18 protein-coding genes are annotated in these 17059 nt (G+C 47.9%); 10 read left to right on the top strand and 8 right to left on the bottom strand.

The window, feature by feature from the left end:
* Window positions 1–36 precede the first annotated feature (36 nt).
* From Q1A40_RS03500 to pdxK, 6 genes are all read left to right on the top strand, one after another.
* Window positions 37–1053 (top strand): sulfate ABC transporter substrate-binding protein, encoded by a 1017-nt coding sequence (locus Q1A40_RS03500; protein ID WP_299997982.1) that lies wholly within the window; start codon window positions 37–39, stop codon window positions 1051–1053.
* Window positions 1053–1886 carry a sulfate/thiosulfate ABC transporter permease CysT gene (cysT, locus tag Q1A40_RS03495; RefSeq protein ID WP_299997979.1) on the top strand — a complete coding sequence of 278 codons (834 nt, stop codon included), beginning with the start codon at window positions 1053–1055 and terminating at the stop codon, window positions 1884–1886. The genes Q1A40_RS03500 and cysT overlap by 1 nt, the downstream gene beginning before the upstream one ends.
* Window positions 1886–2761 carry a sulfate/thiosulfate ABC transporter permease CysW gene (gene cysW, locus Q1A40_RS03490; RefSeq protein ID WP_299997976.1) on the top strand — a complete coding sequence of 292 codons (876 nt, stop codon included), beginning with the start codon at window positions 1886–1888 and terminating at the stop codon, window positions 2759–2761. Before cysT ends, cysW begins: the two co-directional genes overlap by 1 nt.
* Window positions 2751–3836 (top strand): sulfate/thiosulfate ABC transporter ATP-binding protein CysA, encoded by a 1086-nt coding sequence (cysA, locus tag Q1A40_RS03485; protein WP_299997973.1) that lies wholly within the window; start codon window positions 2751–2753, stop codon window positions 3834–3836. The genes cysW and cysA overlap by 11 nt, the downstream gene beginning before the upstream one ends.
* Before the next feature lie 187 nt (window positions 3837–4023).
* Window positions 4024–4935, top strand: a complete 912-nt coding sequence (gene cysM, locus Q1A40_RS03480) for a cysteine synthase CysM (protein ID WP_299997970.1) — start codon at window positions 4024–4026, stop codon at window positions 4933–4935.
* Window positions 4936–5067: 132 nt separating this feature from the next.
* A complete protein-coding gene (gene pdxK, locus Q1A40_RS03475) occupies window positions 5068–5922 on the top strand; it encodes a pyridoxine/pyridoxal/pyridoxamine kinase (protein ID WP_299997967.1) in 855 nt (284 codons plus the stop codon).
* Window positions 5923–5970: 48 nt separating this feature from the next.
* Here pdxK and crr read toward each other — a convergent pair whose 3' ends face one another.
* The 5 genes from crr to cysZ all read right to left on the bottom strand — a co-directional run bounded on the left by crr (window position 5971) and on the right by cysZ (window position 11005).
* Entirely contained in the window at window positions 5971–6474 is a 504-nt protein-coding gene (crr, locus tag Q1A40_RS03470; protein WP_299997964.1) for a PTS glucose transporter subunit IIA, read from the bottom strand.
* 33 nt (window positions 6475–6507) lie between these two features.
* Complete coding sequence (ptsI, locus tag Q1A40_RS03465; protein ID WP_299997962.1) at window positions 6508–8235, bottom strand: phosphoenolpyruvate-protein phosphotransferase PtsI; 1728 nt, start codon at window positions 8233–8235, stop codon at window positions 6508–6510.
* Window positions 8236–8281: 46 nt separating this feature from the next.
* A complete protein-coding gene (gene ptsH, locus Q1A40_RS03460) occupies window positions 8282–8539 on the bottom strand; it encodes a phosphocarrier protein Hpr (RefSeq protein WP_259049456.1) in 258 nt (85 codons plus the stop codon).
* A gap of 370 nt (window positions 8540–8909) precedes the next feature.
* Window positions 8910–9881, bottom strand: a complete 972-nt coding sequence (gene cysK / locus Q1A40_RS03455; RefSeq protein WP_299997957.1) for a cysteine synthase A — start codon at window positions 9879–9881, stop codon at window positions 8910–8912.
* A gap of 362 nt (window positions 9882–10243) precedes the next feature.
* The gene (gene cysZ / locus Q1A40_RS03450; protein WP_299997954.1) at window positions 10244–11005 is read right to left on the bottom strand and encodes a sulfate transporter CysZ; all 762 of its coding nucleotides are present in this window, start codon (window positions 11003–11005) and stop codon (window positions 10244–10246) included.
* Window positions 11006–11236: 231 nt separating this feature from the next.
* Here cysZ and zipA point away from each other — a divergent pair, with 231 nt between their 5' ends.
* The 3 genes from zipA (at window position 11237) to Q1A40_RS03435 (ending at window position 14536) form a co-directional block, all read left to right on the top strand.
* Entirely contained in the window at window positions 11237–12190 is a 954-nt protein-coding gene (zipA, locus tag Q1A40_RS03445) for a cell division protein ZipA (RefSeq protein WP_299997951.1), read from the top strand.
* A gap of 110 nt (window positions 12191–12300) precedes the next feature.
* Window positions 12301–14325 (top strand): NAD-dependent DNA ligase LigA, encoded by a 2025-nt coding sequence (gene ligA, locus Q1A40_RS03440; RefSeq protein WP_299997948.1) that lies wholly within the window; start codon window positions 12301–12303, stop codon window positions 14323–14325.
* Window positions 14318–14536, top strand: coding sequence for a DUF3820 family protein (locus tag Q1A40_RS03435; RefSeq protein ID WP_259049449.1), 219 nt, complete (start codon window positions 14318–14320; stop codon window positions 14534–14536). Before ligA ends, Q1A40_RS03435 begins: the two co-directional genes overlap by 8 nt.
* On the opposite strand, the gene Q1A40_RS03430 is transcribed toward Q1A40_RS03435, so the two are convergent.
* Entirely contained in the window at window positions 14533–15531 is a 999-nt protein-coding gene (locus tag Q1A40_RS03430) for a bile acid:sodium symporter family protein (protein WP_299997941.1), read from the bottom strand. The genes Q1A40_RS03435 and Q1A40_RS03430 overlap by 4 nt on opposite strands.
* 89 nt (window positions 15532–15620) lie before the next feature.
* Between Q1A40_RS03430 and Q1A40_RS03425 the strand changes: the two genes are divergently transcribed.
* A complete protein-coding gene (locus Q1A40_RS03425) occupies window positions 15621–16565 on the top strand; it encodes a LysR family transcriptional regulator (protein WP_299997938.1) in 945 nt (314 codons plus the stop codon).
* Here the strand turns inward: Q1A40_RS03425 and Q1A40_RS03420 are convergent.
* Complete coding sequence (locus tag Q1A40_RS03420) at window positions 16556–16894, bottom strand: FlxA-like family protein (RefSeq protein ID WP_299997935.1); 339 nt, start codon at window positions 16892–16894, stop codon at window positions 16556–16558. The genes Q1A40_RS03425 and Q1A40_RS03420 overlap by 10 nt on opposite strands.
* Window positions 16869–17059 (bottom strand): hypothetical protein (locus Q1A40_RS03415; protein WP_299997933.1); only part of this gene is annotated, 191 nt, incomplete at its 5' end. The genes Q1A40_RS03420 and Q1A40_RS03415, both read right to left, overlap by 26 nt.

Below are 17059 nucleotides of genomic sequence, written 5' to 3'. Positions count from 1 at the left end.
GTTAACCACTACTTTCACCACATGTAAGGGCAAAGCATGGCAATCACAGCAGTTAAAAATGTCTGGAACGCGTTAGCAGTTTCTTTAGTACTTGCTGGTTCTGCTCAGGCAACTGAGCTACTGAACAGCTCTTACGATGTGTCTCGTGAGTTATTCTCAGCATTAAACCCACCGTTTGAAAAACAGTGGGCTGATGAAAATAACGGCGATAAGTTGACGATTAAACAATCTCATGCCGGGTCATCAAAACAGGCACTGGCCATTTTGCAGGGCTTGAAAGCTGACGTGGTGACATATAACCAGGTCAGCGATGTGCAAATTTTGCATGATAAAGGCAACCTGATCCCGGCTGACTGGCAAAGCCGTCTTGGCAATAACAGCTCACCATTCTACTCCACTATGGCTTTCCTGGTGCGCAAAGGTAATCCTAAAAACATCAAGAGTTGGGACGACTTGGCGCGCTCAGATGTAAAACTGATTTTCCCTAATCCAAAAACTTCAGGTAATGCGCGCTATACCTACCTCGCTGCATGGGGTGCGGCAGATAAAGCCGACGGTGGTGATAAAGCGAAGACCGAGCAGTTTATGAAAAAGTTTTTGGGTAATGTTGAAGTCTTCGACACCGGGGGACGCGGCGCAACAACCAGCTTTGTGGAACGTGGTCTGGGGGATGTTTTAATCTCCTTTGAATCAGAAGTGAACAATATTCGTAATCAGTACGAGAAAGAAGGCTACGAAGTTGTCGTACCTGAAGTTAACGTTCTGGCAGAGTTTCCGGTTGCATGGGTGGATAAAAACACCAAATCAAATGGCACCGAAAAAGCGGCTAAAGAGTATCTTGAGTATCTCTATAGTCCGAAAGCCCAGGAAATTATCACTGACTACTACTATCGGGTGAATAATCCACAGGTTATGGAAAAACTGAAAGATAAATTCCCACAAACTGAACTGTTCAGTGTGGAAGAACAATTTGGTGGCTGGCCGGAAGTGATGAAAACGCACTTCGCAACAGGCGGTGAACTGGACAAACTGTTAGCAGCGGGGCGTAGTTAATGTTTGCCCAGGCCTCAAAGCGTGTCCTTCCTGGCTTCACTTTAAGCCTGGGCACCAGTTTGCTGTTTGTTTGCTTAATACTGTTACTGCCGTTAAGCGCGTTAGTGATGCAATTGTCGGAAATGACATTAGCCCAGTACTGGGAAGTTATCACTAACCCGCAAGTTGTTGCGGCTTATAAAGTGACCCTGATTTCAGCGGCAGTGGCATCCGTTTTTAACGGAGTGTTTGGTTTGCTGATGGCCTGGATACTGACCAGGTATCAATTCCCCGGGCGCAGTCTGCTTGATGCGTTGATGGATTTACCTTTCGCTTTACCAACGGCGGTAGCGGGTTTAACCCTCGCCGGGCTATTTTCTGTCAATGGCTGGTACGGCGAATGGCTGGCTCAGTTTGATATTAAAGTGACCTACACTTGGCTTGGTATTGCGGTCGCGATGGCTTTTACCAGTATTCCTTTTGTCGTGCGTACCGTACAACCGGTCCTGGAAGAGCTGGGTCCTGAATATGAAGAAGCGGCAGAAACGCTGGGTGCAACACGCTGGCAGAGCTTTTGCCGGGTGGTTATGCCTGAGCTCTCTCCGGCATTGATGGCAGGTGTGGCGTTATCTTTCACCCGTAGTCTGGGTGAGTTCGGCGCGGTTATTTTTATCGCCGGGAATATAGCCTGGAAAACAGAGGTCACCTCACTGATGATTTTTGTGCGTTTACAAGAGTTTGACTATCCAGCAGCCAGTGCGATTGCTTCGGTTATTCTTGCCGCGTCGTTATTACTGTTGTTCACCGTTAACACCATACAGAGTCGCTTTGGTCGACGCGTGGTAGGTCACTAATGGCGCATGAATCGGCAGTAAATAACAATCGCTCCGGGCGTATTAACTGGGGGAAATGGTCGCTGATTGCCATAGGTATGCTGGTCTCGTTTCTGATTCTGGTAGTACCGGTTATCTCTATTTTCTCCGAAGCCTTTTCTAAAGGCATAATGCCCGCACTCAATAATATCGCTAACCCCGATATGCTTCATGCTATCTGGCTTACGGTATTAATTGCGCTGATAACGGTACCGGTCAATCTGGTGTTTGGTATCTTATTGGCTTGGCTGGTGACACGATTTGATTTCCCTGGCCGCCAGCTGCTTTTAACCTTACTGGATATCCCTTTTGCGGTATCTCCGGTCGTTGCTGGTCTGGTGTACTTACTGTTTTACGGCTCAAACGGCCCCCTGAACGGTTTCCTTGAAGCCTATGATCTGCAAATTATGTTTGCCTGGCCGGGCATGGTTCTGGTGACTATTTTTGTGACCTGTCCTTTTGTCGTGCGTGAGTTGGTACCGGTCATGCTCAGCCAGGGAAGCCAGGAGGACGAGGCGGCGATTTTGCTGGGTGCGTCAGGCTGGCAGATGTTTCGTCGAGTGACACTGCCTAATATTCGCTGGGCGCTGTTATACGGCGTGGTTCTGACTAATGCCCGTGCGATTGGCGAATTTGGTGCTGTTTCAGTGGTGTCGGGAGCAATACGGGGTGAGACTTTCTCATTACCACTGCAAATTGAACTGTTGCAGCAAGATTATAATACCGTCGGAGCCTTTACCGCTGCCGCCCTATTAACCGTGATGGCTATTTTGACATTGTTCTTAAAAAGTGCGCTGCAGTGGCGTCTGAATAACCAGGAAAAACGCCTCAAGCAGGAGGAAAATCATGAGCATTGATATTGCCGGCATTAATAAGTCATTTGGTAAAACCCAGGTACTGAATGATATCTCGCTGGATATTCCTTCTGGTCAGATGGTGGCATTACTGGGCCCATCAGGCTCAGGTAAAACAACATTATTACGTATTATTGCTGGCCTGGAGCATCAGAATAGCGGTCAGATCCGTTTTAATGGTAAAGACGTAAGCCAGGTCCATGCCCGTGAACGTAAAGTTGGTTTTGTCTTCCAGCACTATGCCTTATTCCGCCATATGTCGGTATTCGACAATATTGCGTTTGGTTTGACGGTATTACCGCGTCGTGAGCGTCCTTCTGCTGCGGTTATTAAGCAAAAAGTCACCAAATTACTGGAAATGGTTCAGCTATCTCACCTTGCCGATCGTTACCCGGCTCAACTTTCTGGCGGACAGAAGCAACGTGTTGCTCTGGCGCGCGCATTGGCGGTAGAGCCGCAAATATTGCTGCTTGATGAGCCTTTTGGTGCGCTGGACGCACAGGTACGTAAAGAACTGCGCCGGTGGTTGCGTGAGCTTCATGAAGAACTTCGCTTCACCAGTGTCTTTGTTACCCATGACCAGGAAGAAGCCATGGAAGTGGCAGACCGGGTTGTGGTGATGAGTAACGGAAATATTGAACAGGTTGATACCCCGGAAGTGGTGTGGCGGGAGCCGGAAACACGCTTTGTACTGGAGTTTCTGGGAGAGGTAAACCGGATTACTGGCACAATTAACGCCAGCCATTTCCAGGTTGGCGCCCATCGCTGGTCATTAGATTTTACCCCGAATTATCAAGGTGAAGTTGACTTGTTCCTGCGTCCCTGGGAAGTGGATGTCAGTCGACGTACGAATCTCGACTCACCTTTACCGGTACAGGTACTGGAAATCAGTCCTCGAGGCCACTTTACCCAGCTAGTGGTACAGCCACTAGGCTGGCATGATGAGCCCATCACCGTGGTGCTTCGTGACAGCACTCCTCCGCAACGCGGCGAGCGTCTGTTTGTGGGTTTACAGCATGCGAGAATTTATCAGGGTAATAACCGTATTTCGTCGCTAGACCTGAAGCAGTCATCCTGATAATTTAATTACCCGCCATACTTCAGGTTACATGTGCGTTGGCAGCGCTTACTCCCCCGAATCACATACGGGAGTAAGCTCGTCGGGGTTTTTCGCCCGCCTTCTGCCTGTGCCTCGAGTTATTCAGGGTATATAACACCTAATAGCGGCCTGAGTGGCCGTTTTTTTATGTCATCAGGGAGTGGTAGTGGTCACTTTAGAAAATACAATTGGCAATACACCCTTGGTACGTCTGCAACGCACCGGGCTTAATAATGGCAGTGAGATTTGGGTCAAACTGGAAGGCAATAATCCGGCAGGTTCGGTGAAAGACCGTGCGGCACTGTCAATGATTGTTGAAGCTGAAAAACGCGGCGAGATTAAACCGGGCGACGTTCTTATTGAAGCGACGAGTGGTAATACCGGTATTGCGCTGGCAATGATCGCAGCGCTAAAAGGCTACCGAATAAAATTACTGATGCCTGATAATATGAGCATGGAACGTAAAGCGGCGATGCAGGCGTATGGTGCAGAACTGATTCTGGTGACCAAAGCACAAGGAATGGAAGGTGCCCGTGAACTGGCGCAGGAAATGGCTGACCGAGGAGAAGGAGTGATCCTTGATCAATTTAATAATCCTGATAATCCTCTGGCGCACTACCGGACTACCGGACCTGAAATCTGGCAGCAGACCGAGGGGCGTATTACCCATTTTGTTTCCAGTATGGGGACGACAGGGACGATTACCGGAGTAGGGCGTTTTATGCGTGAGCAGAGTAAAACTGTCACGATTGTTGGTCTGCAACCTGAAGAAGGGAGTAGTATTCCCGGTATCCGACGTTGGCCTGAAGAGTGGTTACCCAAAATTTACCAGCCCGATTTAGTTGATGAAGTGATCGATATGTCACAAATTGAAGCGGAACAAACGATGCGTCGCCTGGCAACAGAGGAAGGTCTCTTTTGCGGGGTCAGTTCCGGGGGGGCTGTTGCTGGTGCTCTTCGTGTTGCACGTGCCAAGCCTGGATCCGTTGTCGTGGCAATTATCTGCGATCGCGGCGATCGTTATTTATCAACAGGCGTATTTGGTGAAGAAAGCTATGTTCAGGGGGCGGGGATTTAATCTATACCCGTCATCCTTCAAGCTGTCTGGGGATTTTCTTCAGTCGAATGACATCGTTTGTCTATGTTCATCGTCTGAAGGAATTCAGAGCCCACAGGCAGCTTGAATTATTCAGGATCCAGGTGAGGGAATATGAGTCAGGATAACGACATCCAGTCGATACTGTTTAGCAATACGCAACGGGCATTGCAGGCTGACATCGTCTCAGTACAGTCCCAGGTTATCTATGGCAGCGTGGGGAACAGTATTGCCATGCCTGCGATAAAACACCATGGCTGGCATGCGATGGCGGTACCGACGGTGCTGTTCAGTAATACACCCCACTATGATACTTATTATGGTGGGGTCATTCCGGCAGACTGGTTCAAAGGGTATTTGCAGGCGCTGGAAGAGCGTGATGCCCTGCGAGAGCTCAAAGCGGTCATGACCGGATATATGGGGAGCGCGGAGCAAATTACGTTACTGGCGCAATGGTTGCACACTATTCAGCGGCACCATCCCAATGTTGTGATTATGGTGGATCCGGTTATCGGTGATACCGACAGTGGCATCTATGTAAAAGCGGGGATACCCGAAGCCTATCGCTCGGCACTGTTGCCTGTTGCCCATGGTATTACCCCTAATCTGTTTGAGTTAGGCATTCTGACGGGCATGCCGTGCGATACCCTGGAGCAGGCCGTCGCAGCCGCTAAAAGTCTTCTTTCTGAGACGCTTAAGTGGGTGGTTATCACCAGTGCACCGGGAGATTCTCCAGAGACGATTTCTGTCGTGACGGTGACTTCTGAGTCAGTGGATACCATCAGCCATGAACGAGTGGTTATGAGCCTGAAAGGAACCGGGGATTTATTCTGTGCTGAATTGATGAGCCATGTACTGAAAGGAATGCCGATTGCCAAAGCGGCAGCGGCAGCGGCGGAGCGCGTTTTCGCTGCTATTTCCTGGACTCAGAACCTTAAGCTTGATGAACTGGTTCTTCCGCCACAGTGATAAAGAAAAAGGCACCTGAAAGGTGCCTTTTTGTCAGAATGGACGGTATTACTTTTTGATACGAATAACGGGAGTTTCACCTACCGTTACGCTACCAGTCAGCTTAATTAACTCTTTGATTTCATCCATATTAGAGATGACAACCGGTGTCAGAGTTGATTTTGCTTTATCTTCAAGTAACTGCAAGTCAAATTCGATAACGACGTCACCTTTCTTCACACGCTGACCTTCTTCGGCGATACGCTTGAAGCCTTCGCCTTTCAGTTCAACGGTGTCAATACCGAAGTGGACAAACAGCTCAATGCCGCTGTCTGATTCGATAGAGAAAGCATGGTTCGTTTCGAAAATCTTACCGATAGTTCCATCAACCGGAGCAACCATTTTGTTGCCAGATGGTTTAATTGCTATGCCATCACCAACAATTTTTTCTGCAAACACAACATCTGGTACATCTTCGATGTTTACGATTTCACCAGACAGTGGAGCAACGATCTCAATGGTCCCGGTATCGCTATTGCCTTTATCACCGAAAAGTTTACTAAATAACCCCATTAGCCTTCTCTCCTAAGCAGTAATTTTTCTGTATTAGCAGATAGTTTTTTCTTCAATGAACTTGTTAACCAACGCCATCAAATCATCCGTTGTTGGTTGAGCAAGAGCTTGTTCTGCTAACACCTTCGCATCTTTGAAGTTTGTATTGCGAATAATTTTTTTAATCTGCGGAATAGAAATGGCGCTCATACTGAACTCATCCAGACCCATCCCTAACAACAGAAGTGTAGCACGTTCATCGCCCGCAAGCTCACCACACATACCAGTCCATTTGCCTTCTGCATGAGAAGCATCAATAACTTGTTTAATAAGTATCAGTACGGACGGTGACATTGGCTGGTAAAGATGTGAAATCATATCATTACCACGGTCAACTGCCAGAGTGTATTGTGTTAAATCGTTCGTGCCAATACTGAAGAAGTCGACTTCTTTGGCTAAATGAGGGGCAATAACGGCTGCGGCTGGGGTTTCTACCATCACACCGACTTCAATTGCCTCGTCAAAAGCTTTGCCTTCTTCACGTAGCTGTCCCTTCATGATCTCAATTTCTGCTTTCAGTGCACGCACTTCTTCAACGGAAATGATCATCGGGAACATAATACGTAATTTGCCGAAAGCAGATGCACGAAGAATTGCACGTACCTGGTCACGTAAAATTTCTGTACGGTCCATTGCGATACGGATAGCACGCCAGCCAAGGAATGGGTTTTCTTCTTTCGGGAAATTCATATAAGGCAGCTCTTTATCGCCACCGATGTCCATGGTACGGATAATCACTGCCTGAGAGCCACAAGCTTCAGCCACCGCTTTGTAAGCGTTGAACTGTTCTTCTTCAGTTGGCAGGGAATCACGGTCCATAAACAGGAATTCTGTGCGGTACAGGCCGACACCTTCTGCACCATTACGCTCAGCACCTTCGACATCACGAACAGTACCAATGTTGGCGCAAACTTCTACTTGATGACCATCCAGCGTAATAGCAGGTAAGTCTTTCAGCTTAGCAAGTTCAGCTTTTTCACTGGCTAACTGCTGCTGAGCTTCTTTCAGAGTGAGGATGGTTTCTTCAGATGGATTAACGTGAATTTCATTGTTAACCGCATCAAGGATCAGATAATCACCGGTCTTAACTTGCTGGGTGACATTACCGGTGCCGACAATCGCAGGGAGCTCAAGAGAGCGGGCCATGATTGAAGTATGGGAAGTACGACCACCGATATCGGTGATAAACCCAAGCACTTTGTCCAGATTTAACTGAGCCGTTTCAGAGGGTGTTAAATCTTTAGCTACCAGGATAACTTCATCCTGAATGGAGCCTAAATCAATAATCGCCAGGCCCAGAATATTACGTAGCAGACGCTTACCGATATCACGAACGTCAGCTGCACGTTCTTTGAGATATTCGTCGTCCAGCTCTTCCAGAGCGGTAGCCTGACCTTCAATAATCTCATAGGCTGCCGCATCAGCGGTGACCAGCTTATCTTTAATCAGGGCTATGATTTCTTGCTCTAACTCTTCGTCTTCCAGCAACATCATGTGGCCTTCGAAGATAGCTTCCTTTTCTTCACCAAACGTTTCACCGGCTTTAATCTTGATGGCCTCTAATTGAGCGAATGCTTTTGCACGACCACTCAAAAAACGCTCAACTTCCTGTTCAACGTTAGCGGCAGAAATTTTCTTCCGATCGATAACGACTTCATCTTCTTTCAGTAAAAGAGCTTTACCGAAAGCGATACCGGGGGATGCTAAAATGCCTGAAATCATAACCCTACCTTACTTGTGACTGATTTTTTGAAGAAGAACCTGGAACTTACTCGAGTTCAGCCATCAGTTTTACTAAATGCTCTACCGCTTTTTGCTCATCTTCGCCTTCAGCAGAGATGGTCACAACGGTACCTTGGGTCAGACCCAGAGTCTGTAATTTGAACAGGCTTTTAGCGCTTGCGCTTTTACCGTTGGAGGTTACAGAGATGTCAGATGCGAAGCCTTTAGCTTCTTTAACGAACTGAGCCGCAGGGCGAGTGTGCAAACCGTTTGGTGCAGTGATGGTAACTTCTTGCTGGAACATGTGCTTTCCTCAACTTATAGGTTAAGTGTTATGGAACTAAAGTTTAGCTTTACTCTAACAGTAAACTTTAGCCTAAAAAGTTCTTACGCATAAAATGCGACATCAGGTATTTGTCGATACCATGAACAGATTCTTTCTAAGCAGCGCTGATTAACGTTATAATGCCGCTGAAAACATCTCTTTTGCAAACAAGTTAAATCGATTCAGCCGTTATCTATTACAGAACGAATAATTTCGCGCTTCAAAATAATTGCTCGTTAAATACCAGACATGAAAGGTTGACGCAATGCTGGGTGGGGCAAAAGTTTGATGTAAGCCACAAAAAAACACCCTGACGGGTGCTTTTTTAGGCTTTTTTAGGATTGTAATATTATTGTTGCAACTCTTTTTCGGTAAAAAGATCGGCAAACAACGCCGTGCTCAGGTAGCGCTCCCCTGAAGATGGCAGAATCACTACGATATTCTTTTCGGCAAATGCCGGATCTTCCTGAAGCTTAAGCGCTGCGGCTACCGCGGCACCAGAAGAAATTCCTGCCAGAATCCCTTCATCTTCCATCAGGCGACGAGCAGTGGAAATGGCTTCGTCGTTGCTAATGGTCACGACTTTATCGATCAGTTTAAGGTCAAGGTTGCCAGGGATAAAGCCAGCACCAATACCTTGAATTTTATGAGGACCAGGCTTAATTTCTTCACCCGCCAAGGCTTGAGTGATAACCGGAGAATCAGTTGGCTCTACTGCGACGCTTATCAGTGCTTCTTTGCCCTTGGTTTTCTTGATATAACGGCTGACACCTGTCAGCGTGCCGCCAGTGCCGACACCGGCAATAAAGACATCAACTTCGCCATCGGTATCTTCCCAGATCTCCGGGCCCGTTGTTTTTTCGTGAATTTCTGGGTTAGCAGGGTTACTGAACTGCTGGAGCAGCAGATATTTTGCCGGATCGCTGGCAACAATTTCTTCTGCTTTCTGAATCGCGCCTTTCATGCCTTTGGCACCTTCAGTTAACACCAAATTTGCCCCCAGCGCTTTGAGCAGCTTACGGCGTTCGATACTCATGGTTTCAGGCATCGTCAGAGTCAGCTTGTAGCCGCGCGCAGCAGCGACATAAGCCAGAGCAATACCGGTATTCCCACTGGTTGGCTCAACCAGCTCTACGCCAGGCTTAAGCACGCCACGTTTTTCAGCATCCCAAATCATGTTTGCGCCAATACGGCATTTAACGCTAAAGCTCGGGTTACGGGACTCCACTTTTGCCAGAATACGTCCATTGCCAATACGGTTCAGGCGAACCAGAGGTGTATGACCAATTGTCAGGGAGTTATCTTCATAAATTTTGCTCATTACTCATCCTTAATAGTCGAAATTTGAGATACCGGTTCAGCATACCTGCTCAGACAATATGCGGAAGTAAGGAAATAGCATATCTATATGTGTAAGAGAAATAAGGCCTCGAAAGTTGGAATAAGGACATACCCGTCATACTTCAAGTTACCTGGGTGTTGCCTGCGTTCAGCCCGCCGAATCACATAGTTATCCATGCTCATCGACGGGCTGAACTTGGCGCCTACAGGTAACTCGAATTATTTAGGGTATTACCCGTCACACTTCAAGTTACCTGGTGTTGTCTGCATCCAGTCCGCCGACTTACATAGTTATCTATACTCATCGACGGTAGAAGCTTTGTACCTACAGGTAAGGATAAATTATCGCCACTGTGCGTGCTGGTTACGATAACAGTCTACCCACATAGCCGTTGCTCCACAGACCGCAACGGGCATGATAAACAGATTTACGACAGGAACCAGAGTGCAAATATTGATCAGTGAGCCAAATTGCAGCTGAGTCATTTTGTTCGTTCGCAGCGCAGCACGCATATCATTGAACGAAACTTTATGGTTATCAAAAGGATAATCACAATATTGAATGGCCAGCATCCAGGCGCTAAACAAAAACCACAAGATTGGGGCGACGGTTTGACCAATACCTGGAATAAAATATAGCACCAGCAGTAACAGCGCACGGGGCAGATACCAACGAAGTTTTTGCCATTCGCGTTTCATTATTCTGGGGGTGTCTTTTAGTACATCAGTAATACCCGTATCGGGCGGCGTTGCGCCGGTTAATCGGGCTTCCAGCTGCTCTGCCAGCAATCCGCAGAAGGGGGCGGCAATCCAGTTGGCTATGGTCGAAAAAAGGTAACTAAATACCAGAAGCACTGAAATGACGGCCAGCGGCCAGATTAAGTAGTTCAGCCACTGTAACCATTCAGGGACGTAAGACATGATGGCTGGGATCCAATCATTCAGGCGAGTAAATAACCACCAGAATGCCCCCCCCATCAGCAGGATATTGAGCAATAAAGGTAAAATAACGAAGCGTTTGATACCTGGCTCGAGTACTAATTTGCAACCTTGTGTAAAATAGTGAACGCCATTACGTTGATGGTTGTCAGAAGGTAATACCATGATTTAAACAGACTCCGTTATCGATGACATAGGCTAGCTGGTCTATCATAACCGAGCTTAACAGAAGATATGTATCAGGATTTGGTCGAAAAAGAGGCGAAAAACATCTTGGATCTATCTTTATGTTGAGAAAAGCGCGCTCACACTTGCACTTGTGCAGATGGGCAAATACTCTTAGTGTATAAATGTTTGCCATGTAGGCAAGGTGTTAGAACAACAGAGAATATAACGATGCAGGATTTGCGTCTGATATTAATCATTGTTGGCGCGATAGCCATAATAGCATTGTTGGTCCATGGACTGTGGACCAGCCGTAAGGAACGTTCGTCTATTTTTCGCGATCGTCCACTGAAACGTATGAAGTCTAAACGTGATGAAGACGAATACGATGACGAGGATGACGATGAAGAACAGGACAGTGTTGGGGAGGTACGTGTTCATCGTACCGCTCCCGCACCTGAATTGGCTTCACGCCAACAGCAGAACGCGACTTCACAGGCATCGCCTCAGCATCAGTATGAACCGCCTTATGCATCGGCTCAGCCGCGTCAGGCAACACCGCCAGCAGAACCTGTTCCTGAGGTCTATGCTGAACCGGTTGTTCCTCGTGCTGAACCTGTTGCTCCACGTCCGGAACCTGTGAGACCCGTTCAGCCTGAACCTGTTGTGGCCGCACAGCCAGAACAGATTCGTCAGCCGGAACCTGAACCTGAACCCGTGGTTGAGGCTGAACCTGTTGAGGCGCCAGTAGAAAAACCGCGACAGAAAGAAACTGTCGTGGTGATGAATGTGGCAGCCCATCCTGGCAATATGCTGAATGGCGAAATGTTGCTAGGCAGCATCCAACAGGCGGGATTCAAGTTTGGTGAAATGAATATTTTTCATCGTCACTTGAGCCCGGATGGCAGTGGTCCGGTGTTGTTTAGTCTGGCAAATATGGTAAAACCAGGTTCCTTTGATCCTGATTTTATGACCGAGTTTTTAACGCCGGGCGTAACCATTTTTATGCAAGTCCCTTCGTACGGCGATCCGCAGCAAAACTTTAAACTGATGCTGCAATCCGCTCAGCACATTGCTGATGAAGTCGGTGGGGTAGTATTAGATGACGGACGTCGGATGATGACCCCGCAGAAGATGCGTGAGTATCAAGACCGGATACGTGAAGTCATGGATGCAAACAACTAACAGTTTGTTGTTACGCTCTTATCTCAATCAGGGGAAGCAATGCTTCCCCCGTTCAGTTTGTAATCAATCACCCCCGCATGTCGGGGGTTTTTTATCTTTGATGGTGCGATATGGACTCAATTGAAAAACAACTCGCTCAGCTGCGGGCGACCCTTCGTCATCACGAGTATCTCTATCATGTTCTTGATAACCCTGAGATCCCCGATGCTGAGTATGACCGTTTAATCCGTGAGTTGCGCGATCTGGAGTCCCTTCATCCTGAACTTGTGACGCCTGACTCGCCGACTCAACGCGTGGGCGCCGCACCATTAAGTGAATTTACACAAATACGTCATGAAGTTCCGATGCTGTCGCTGGATAACGTCTTTGATGAAACCAGTTACCAGGCCTTTAATAAGCGTATCCAGGACCGATTAAAAAGTACTGAGGCGGTAACGCTCTGTTGCGAACTAAAGCTGGATGGTCTGGCGGTAAGTCTGCTTTATGAAGATGGTATTCTCGTCCGTGCAGCCACGCGTGGTGACGGAACGACCGGCGAAAATATTACCGCGAATGTTCGTACTATCCGGGCTATTCCGTTAAAGCTACACGGCGAAAATATTCCTCGTCGTCTCGAAGTGCGCGGCGAAGTTTTTTTGCCTCAGGCGGGTTTTGAAAAAATAAATAACGAAGCACGTCGCACTGGGGGGAAAATTTTTGCTAACCCACGTAATGCGGCAGCAGGTTCATTGCGTCAGCTTGATCCTCGCATTACCGCTAAACGGCCATTAACCTTTTTCTGTTACGGCGTAGGTCTGCTGGAAGGGGGAATGCTTCCTGGCAGTCATTATGAACGTTTACAACAATTTAAAACCTGGGGTCTTCCGGTCAGTTCCCGGACCCGTCTGTGTTATAGCCCCGAGGAAGTGCTGAGTTTTTATCACCAGGTCGAAGCAGATCGCCCGACGCTGGGCTTTGATATTGATGGCGTGGTCATTAAAGTGGATTCACTGGCGCTACAAGAAACACTGGGATTTGTCGCTCGTGCGCCCCGCTGGGCGGTAGCCTTTAAGTTTCCGGCCCAGGAAGAAATGACCCAGGTACGTGATGTGGAGTTTCAGGTCGGCCGAACAGGGGCAATAACACCAGTAGCCCGTCTTGAGCCTGTTCAGGTAGCAGGTGTTCTGGTCAGTAATGCCACGCTGCATAATGCTGATGAGATAGAGCGTCTTGGGCTGCGTATCGGTGACAAAGTGGTGATTCGCCGGGCCGGAGATGTTATTCCGCAGGTGGTGGGCGTGGTTGAGTCTGAGCGCCCTGAGAATACGCAAGAGATTATTTTCCCGACACATTGCCCGGTATGCGGCTCTGATGTTGAACGAGTTGAAGGTGAGGCGATTGCCCGCTGTACAGGCGGCCTGATTTGCGGAGCACAGCGTAAAGAGTCATTGAAGCATTTTGTCTCCCGTCGGGCGCTGGATGTAGACGGAATGGGCGATAAAATAATCGATCAACTGGTAGATAAAGAGTACGTCCATACGCCGGCTGATTTGTTTGAGCTGACTCCGGGTAAACTGACCGGGCTTGAGCGGATGGGGCCTAAATCAGCGCAAAACGTGGTGAATGCCCTACAAAAAGCCAAAGAAACCACCTTTGCACGCTTTTTATATGCGCTGGGTATTCGTGAAGTCGGTGAAGCAACGGCTGCGGGACTTGCAGCACATTTTGGCACCCTTGATGCATTGATGGCTGCTGATATCGAACAGTTACAAAGGGTACCTGATGTCGGTATTGTGGTCGCAACACACGTTTTTAATTTCTTCGCTGAAGAAAGTAACCGTGAGGTGATTCGTCAGTTAACCGACAAAGCTGGCATTCACTGGCCTGCGCCAGTGGTGATTAACGTTGAAGAGATAGACAGCCCCTTTGCCGGTAAAACGGTTGTTCTGACGGGGTCATTAAGCCTGATGGCAAGAGATGAAGCCAAAGACAGGCTGATTGCGCTCGGGGCTAAAGTTGCGGGAAGCGTGTCTAAGAAAACGGACTTAGTGATTGCAGGTGAAGCTGCGGGTTCTAAGCTTGCTAAAGCGCAAGAACTGGGCATTAAAGTCATTGATGAAGCGGAGATGATCCGCCTGTTGAGTGAACATGCTTGATAAAGAGAAGCTGATAACGATAGCTAACACCACGATGCCATTTGGTAAATACAAAGGGAGAGTGCTGATAGCACTCCCTGAAGAGTATCTACTGTGGTTTGCCCGCAAAGATGGCTTTCCTGCCGGAGAGCTGGGTGAACTGATGGCGCTGACTCTTCTGATAAAAACAGAGGGGCTGGAAGGACTCGTCCAGCCCCTGCAACGTCGTTAGTTCTGACGGGAAACCGCCTCAGTTGCGGCTTTGGCAGCCAAGGCCTGACGATGGTAGCGTTTGGCCATGATGGCGCAGACGATCAGCTGGATCTGATGGAAAATCATCAGTGGCAGTACCATAATGCCGACCGTTGCCGCCGGAAACAGAATATTGGCCATTGGAATACCATTGGCCAGACTCTTTTTAGAACCACAGAAGACAATCGTAATCTCATCGGCCTTGTTAAAGCCCAGTCGACGGGCGGCAACAATATTAACCCCGATAACAATAGCCAGCAGTATCATGCTTATCAGCACAATAAACAGTAATGAACTGATTCCTACTTTATTCCAGATACCGTGCGATACTGCTTCACTGAAAGCGGTATAGACCACGAGAAGAATTGATGTTTGATCCGTTTTACCGATCATTTTTTTGTGTTTTGCTACAAAGTTACCGATCCACGGGCGCATTAAATGCCCGAGAACAAAGGGGAGTAGTAGTTGAAGCATAATTCTGCCGACATCATGAAAACTGCCACTCGCACCTTGTACATGCATCACGATACCCACCAAAACGGGTGACAGGAAAATACCTAATACACTGGAAGCTGAAGCAGAACAGACAGCAGCAGCGACATTTCCCCCGGCAATAGAAGTAAAGGCAATCGCTGACTGTACGGTCGCAGGTAAAATGGAGAGGTAGAGAAAACCGTCATAGATATTCTGGCTAATGGCAAAAGGTTGCCACCAGTTTAATAGTACACCTAATGCCGGAAACAGAATAAAGGTGCTGCACATCACCCATAAATGTAAGCGCCAGTGTCCTCCACCGGCAATAATGGCTTCACGTGATAATTTAGCACCATGCATAAAAAAGAGCAGGGCAATTGCGGCGGTTGTCAGCCACTCAAAGAATACATAGACATCCCCTACTGCCGGAAGAAAAGAGGCCAGTAAGACTGTCAAAACGAGGATGAGTGTAAAAGGGTCCAAAACACGAAACAATTGCATAACCAGTTCTCCGCCGAAAGAGGCCTATTGTGTTCCTTATGGTTTTAGAAATAAAATTGATTTATTTAATAGATTGATGAATTTTATAAATGAATTATTCGCTACGTCAGTTACGCATTTTTGTTGCTGTTGCGCGCAAAGGCGGTTTTAGTCAGGCAGGGGCTGCAATTGGCCTGAGCCAGTCGGCAGTCAGCCACAGCGTCAAAGAGCTGGAAACGGCCTTGAGTGTAAAATTACTCGACAGAACGACACGAGAAGTGGTTCTGACTGCTGCCGGTGAGCAACTGGCTGTAAAGCTTGAACGATTGCTGGATGAGCTTAATACCACTTTACTGGATGCGCGTAGTGTCGGCCATCAGCTGAGTGGTACGGTGCGGGTTGCGGCCAGTCAGACCATCTCTGCCCATCTGGTGCCTCAGTCGATTGCGATGGCGGCTCAACATTATCCTGACATTCATTTTACACTCTATGACAGGCCCCAGCAGTGGGTACTGGAAAGTGTTCGTCAGGGAGAGGTAGACCTGGCGATTGTTATCGATCCGGGAGAGGCGAGTGATTTACATTGCGAAGAAGTCCTGTCAGAACCTTTTTTCTTACTTTGCCGTAGCGATGACGCCCTGGCTGATATACCTCAGGTGGCATGGAAACAATTACAAGGGGCTAAGCTGGTACTACAGGACTATGCTTCCGGTAGCCGCCCTTTAATCGATGAGGTGCTCTGTAAGCAAGGAATAGAAGCGCAGATTGTGCAACAGATAGGACATCCTGCGACACTCTACCCGATGGTTGAAGCAGGAATTGGTATCAGTATTCTGCCGGCTCTCGCTTTGCCTTTGCCAAAAGGCCAGTCACTTGTTGTTAAGAGATTGATTCCGACAGTCGAGCGAAAAATTATGCTGGTTCGCCGTCGAAATCGTTCACTCTCCCGGGCAGCAGAGGTTATCTGGGAAGTGGTTCACCACCAGGCTCAATTATTAACCAAGGCTCGCCAGGGTCATCCACTCTTTGATGATTCTCTTTACCCTCAGATATAGATATCAACCTTATTACCATTAGTTGGATGGTTAATACCGATTTCCTGCACTGACTGAGACTGATTTTTTTGTGTCGCTTGTTCAGCTTGCTGGCGTTGTAGTTCTGCCAGCTGCGCTTGCAGCACCTTTATCTGTGTTTGTATCAGCTCTTGCTGCGTTTTTTTCTCTTCAGTCGTGCCTGGACTCTCAGCAATATCCTTTAATTGCTGAGTGAGTTTGGTAATTTGACTGGTGAGACGGCTAATTTTTGCTGCCAGACTATTATCCGTTCCGCCCGATGAAGAAGTGGAGGAAGTTGCCAGGCTAACCGTTGTACTGATTGTTGTCATCGTCACTCCTGAGTGAGTTGTATCTGTGTCCGTTATCGGCAGTGACGTGAGAAAGTTGATAGTGAAGATAGTGAAGATAGTGAACGGAGTTACGCTGCGCTTCACCCGAACCTGCTGCAGGTTCGAACCCCGCCCGAATTGCAGACAGCAAAAAGGCGCCTTTAG

It is taken from the genome of uncultured Cedecea sp. (genome assembly GCF_947498825.1).
GTDB lineage: Bacteria > Pseudomonadota > Gammaproteobacteria > Enterobacterales > Enterobacteriaceae > JGM124.
This window is presented reverse-complemented; position numbering and strand designations above follow the sequence as displayed.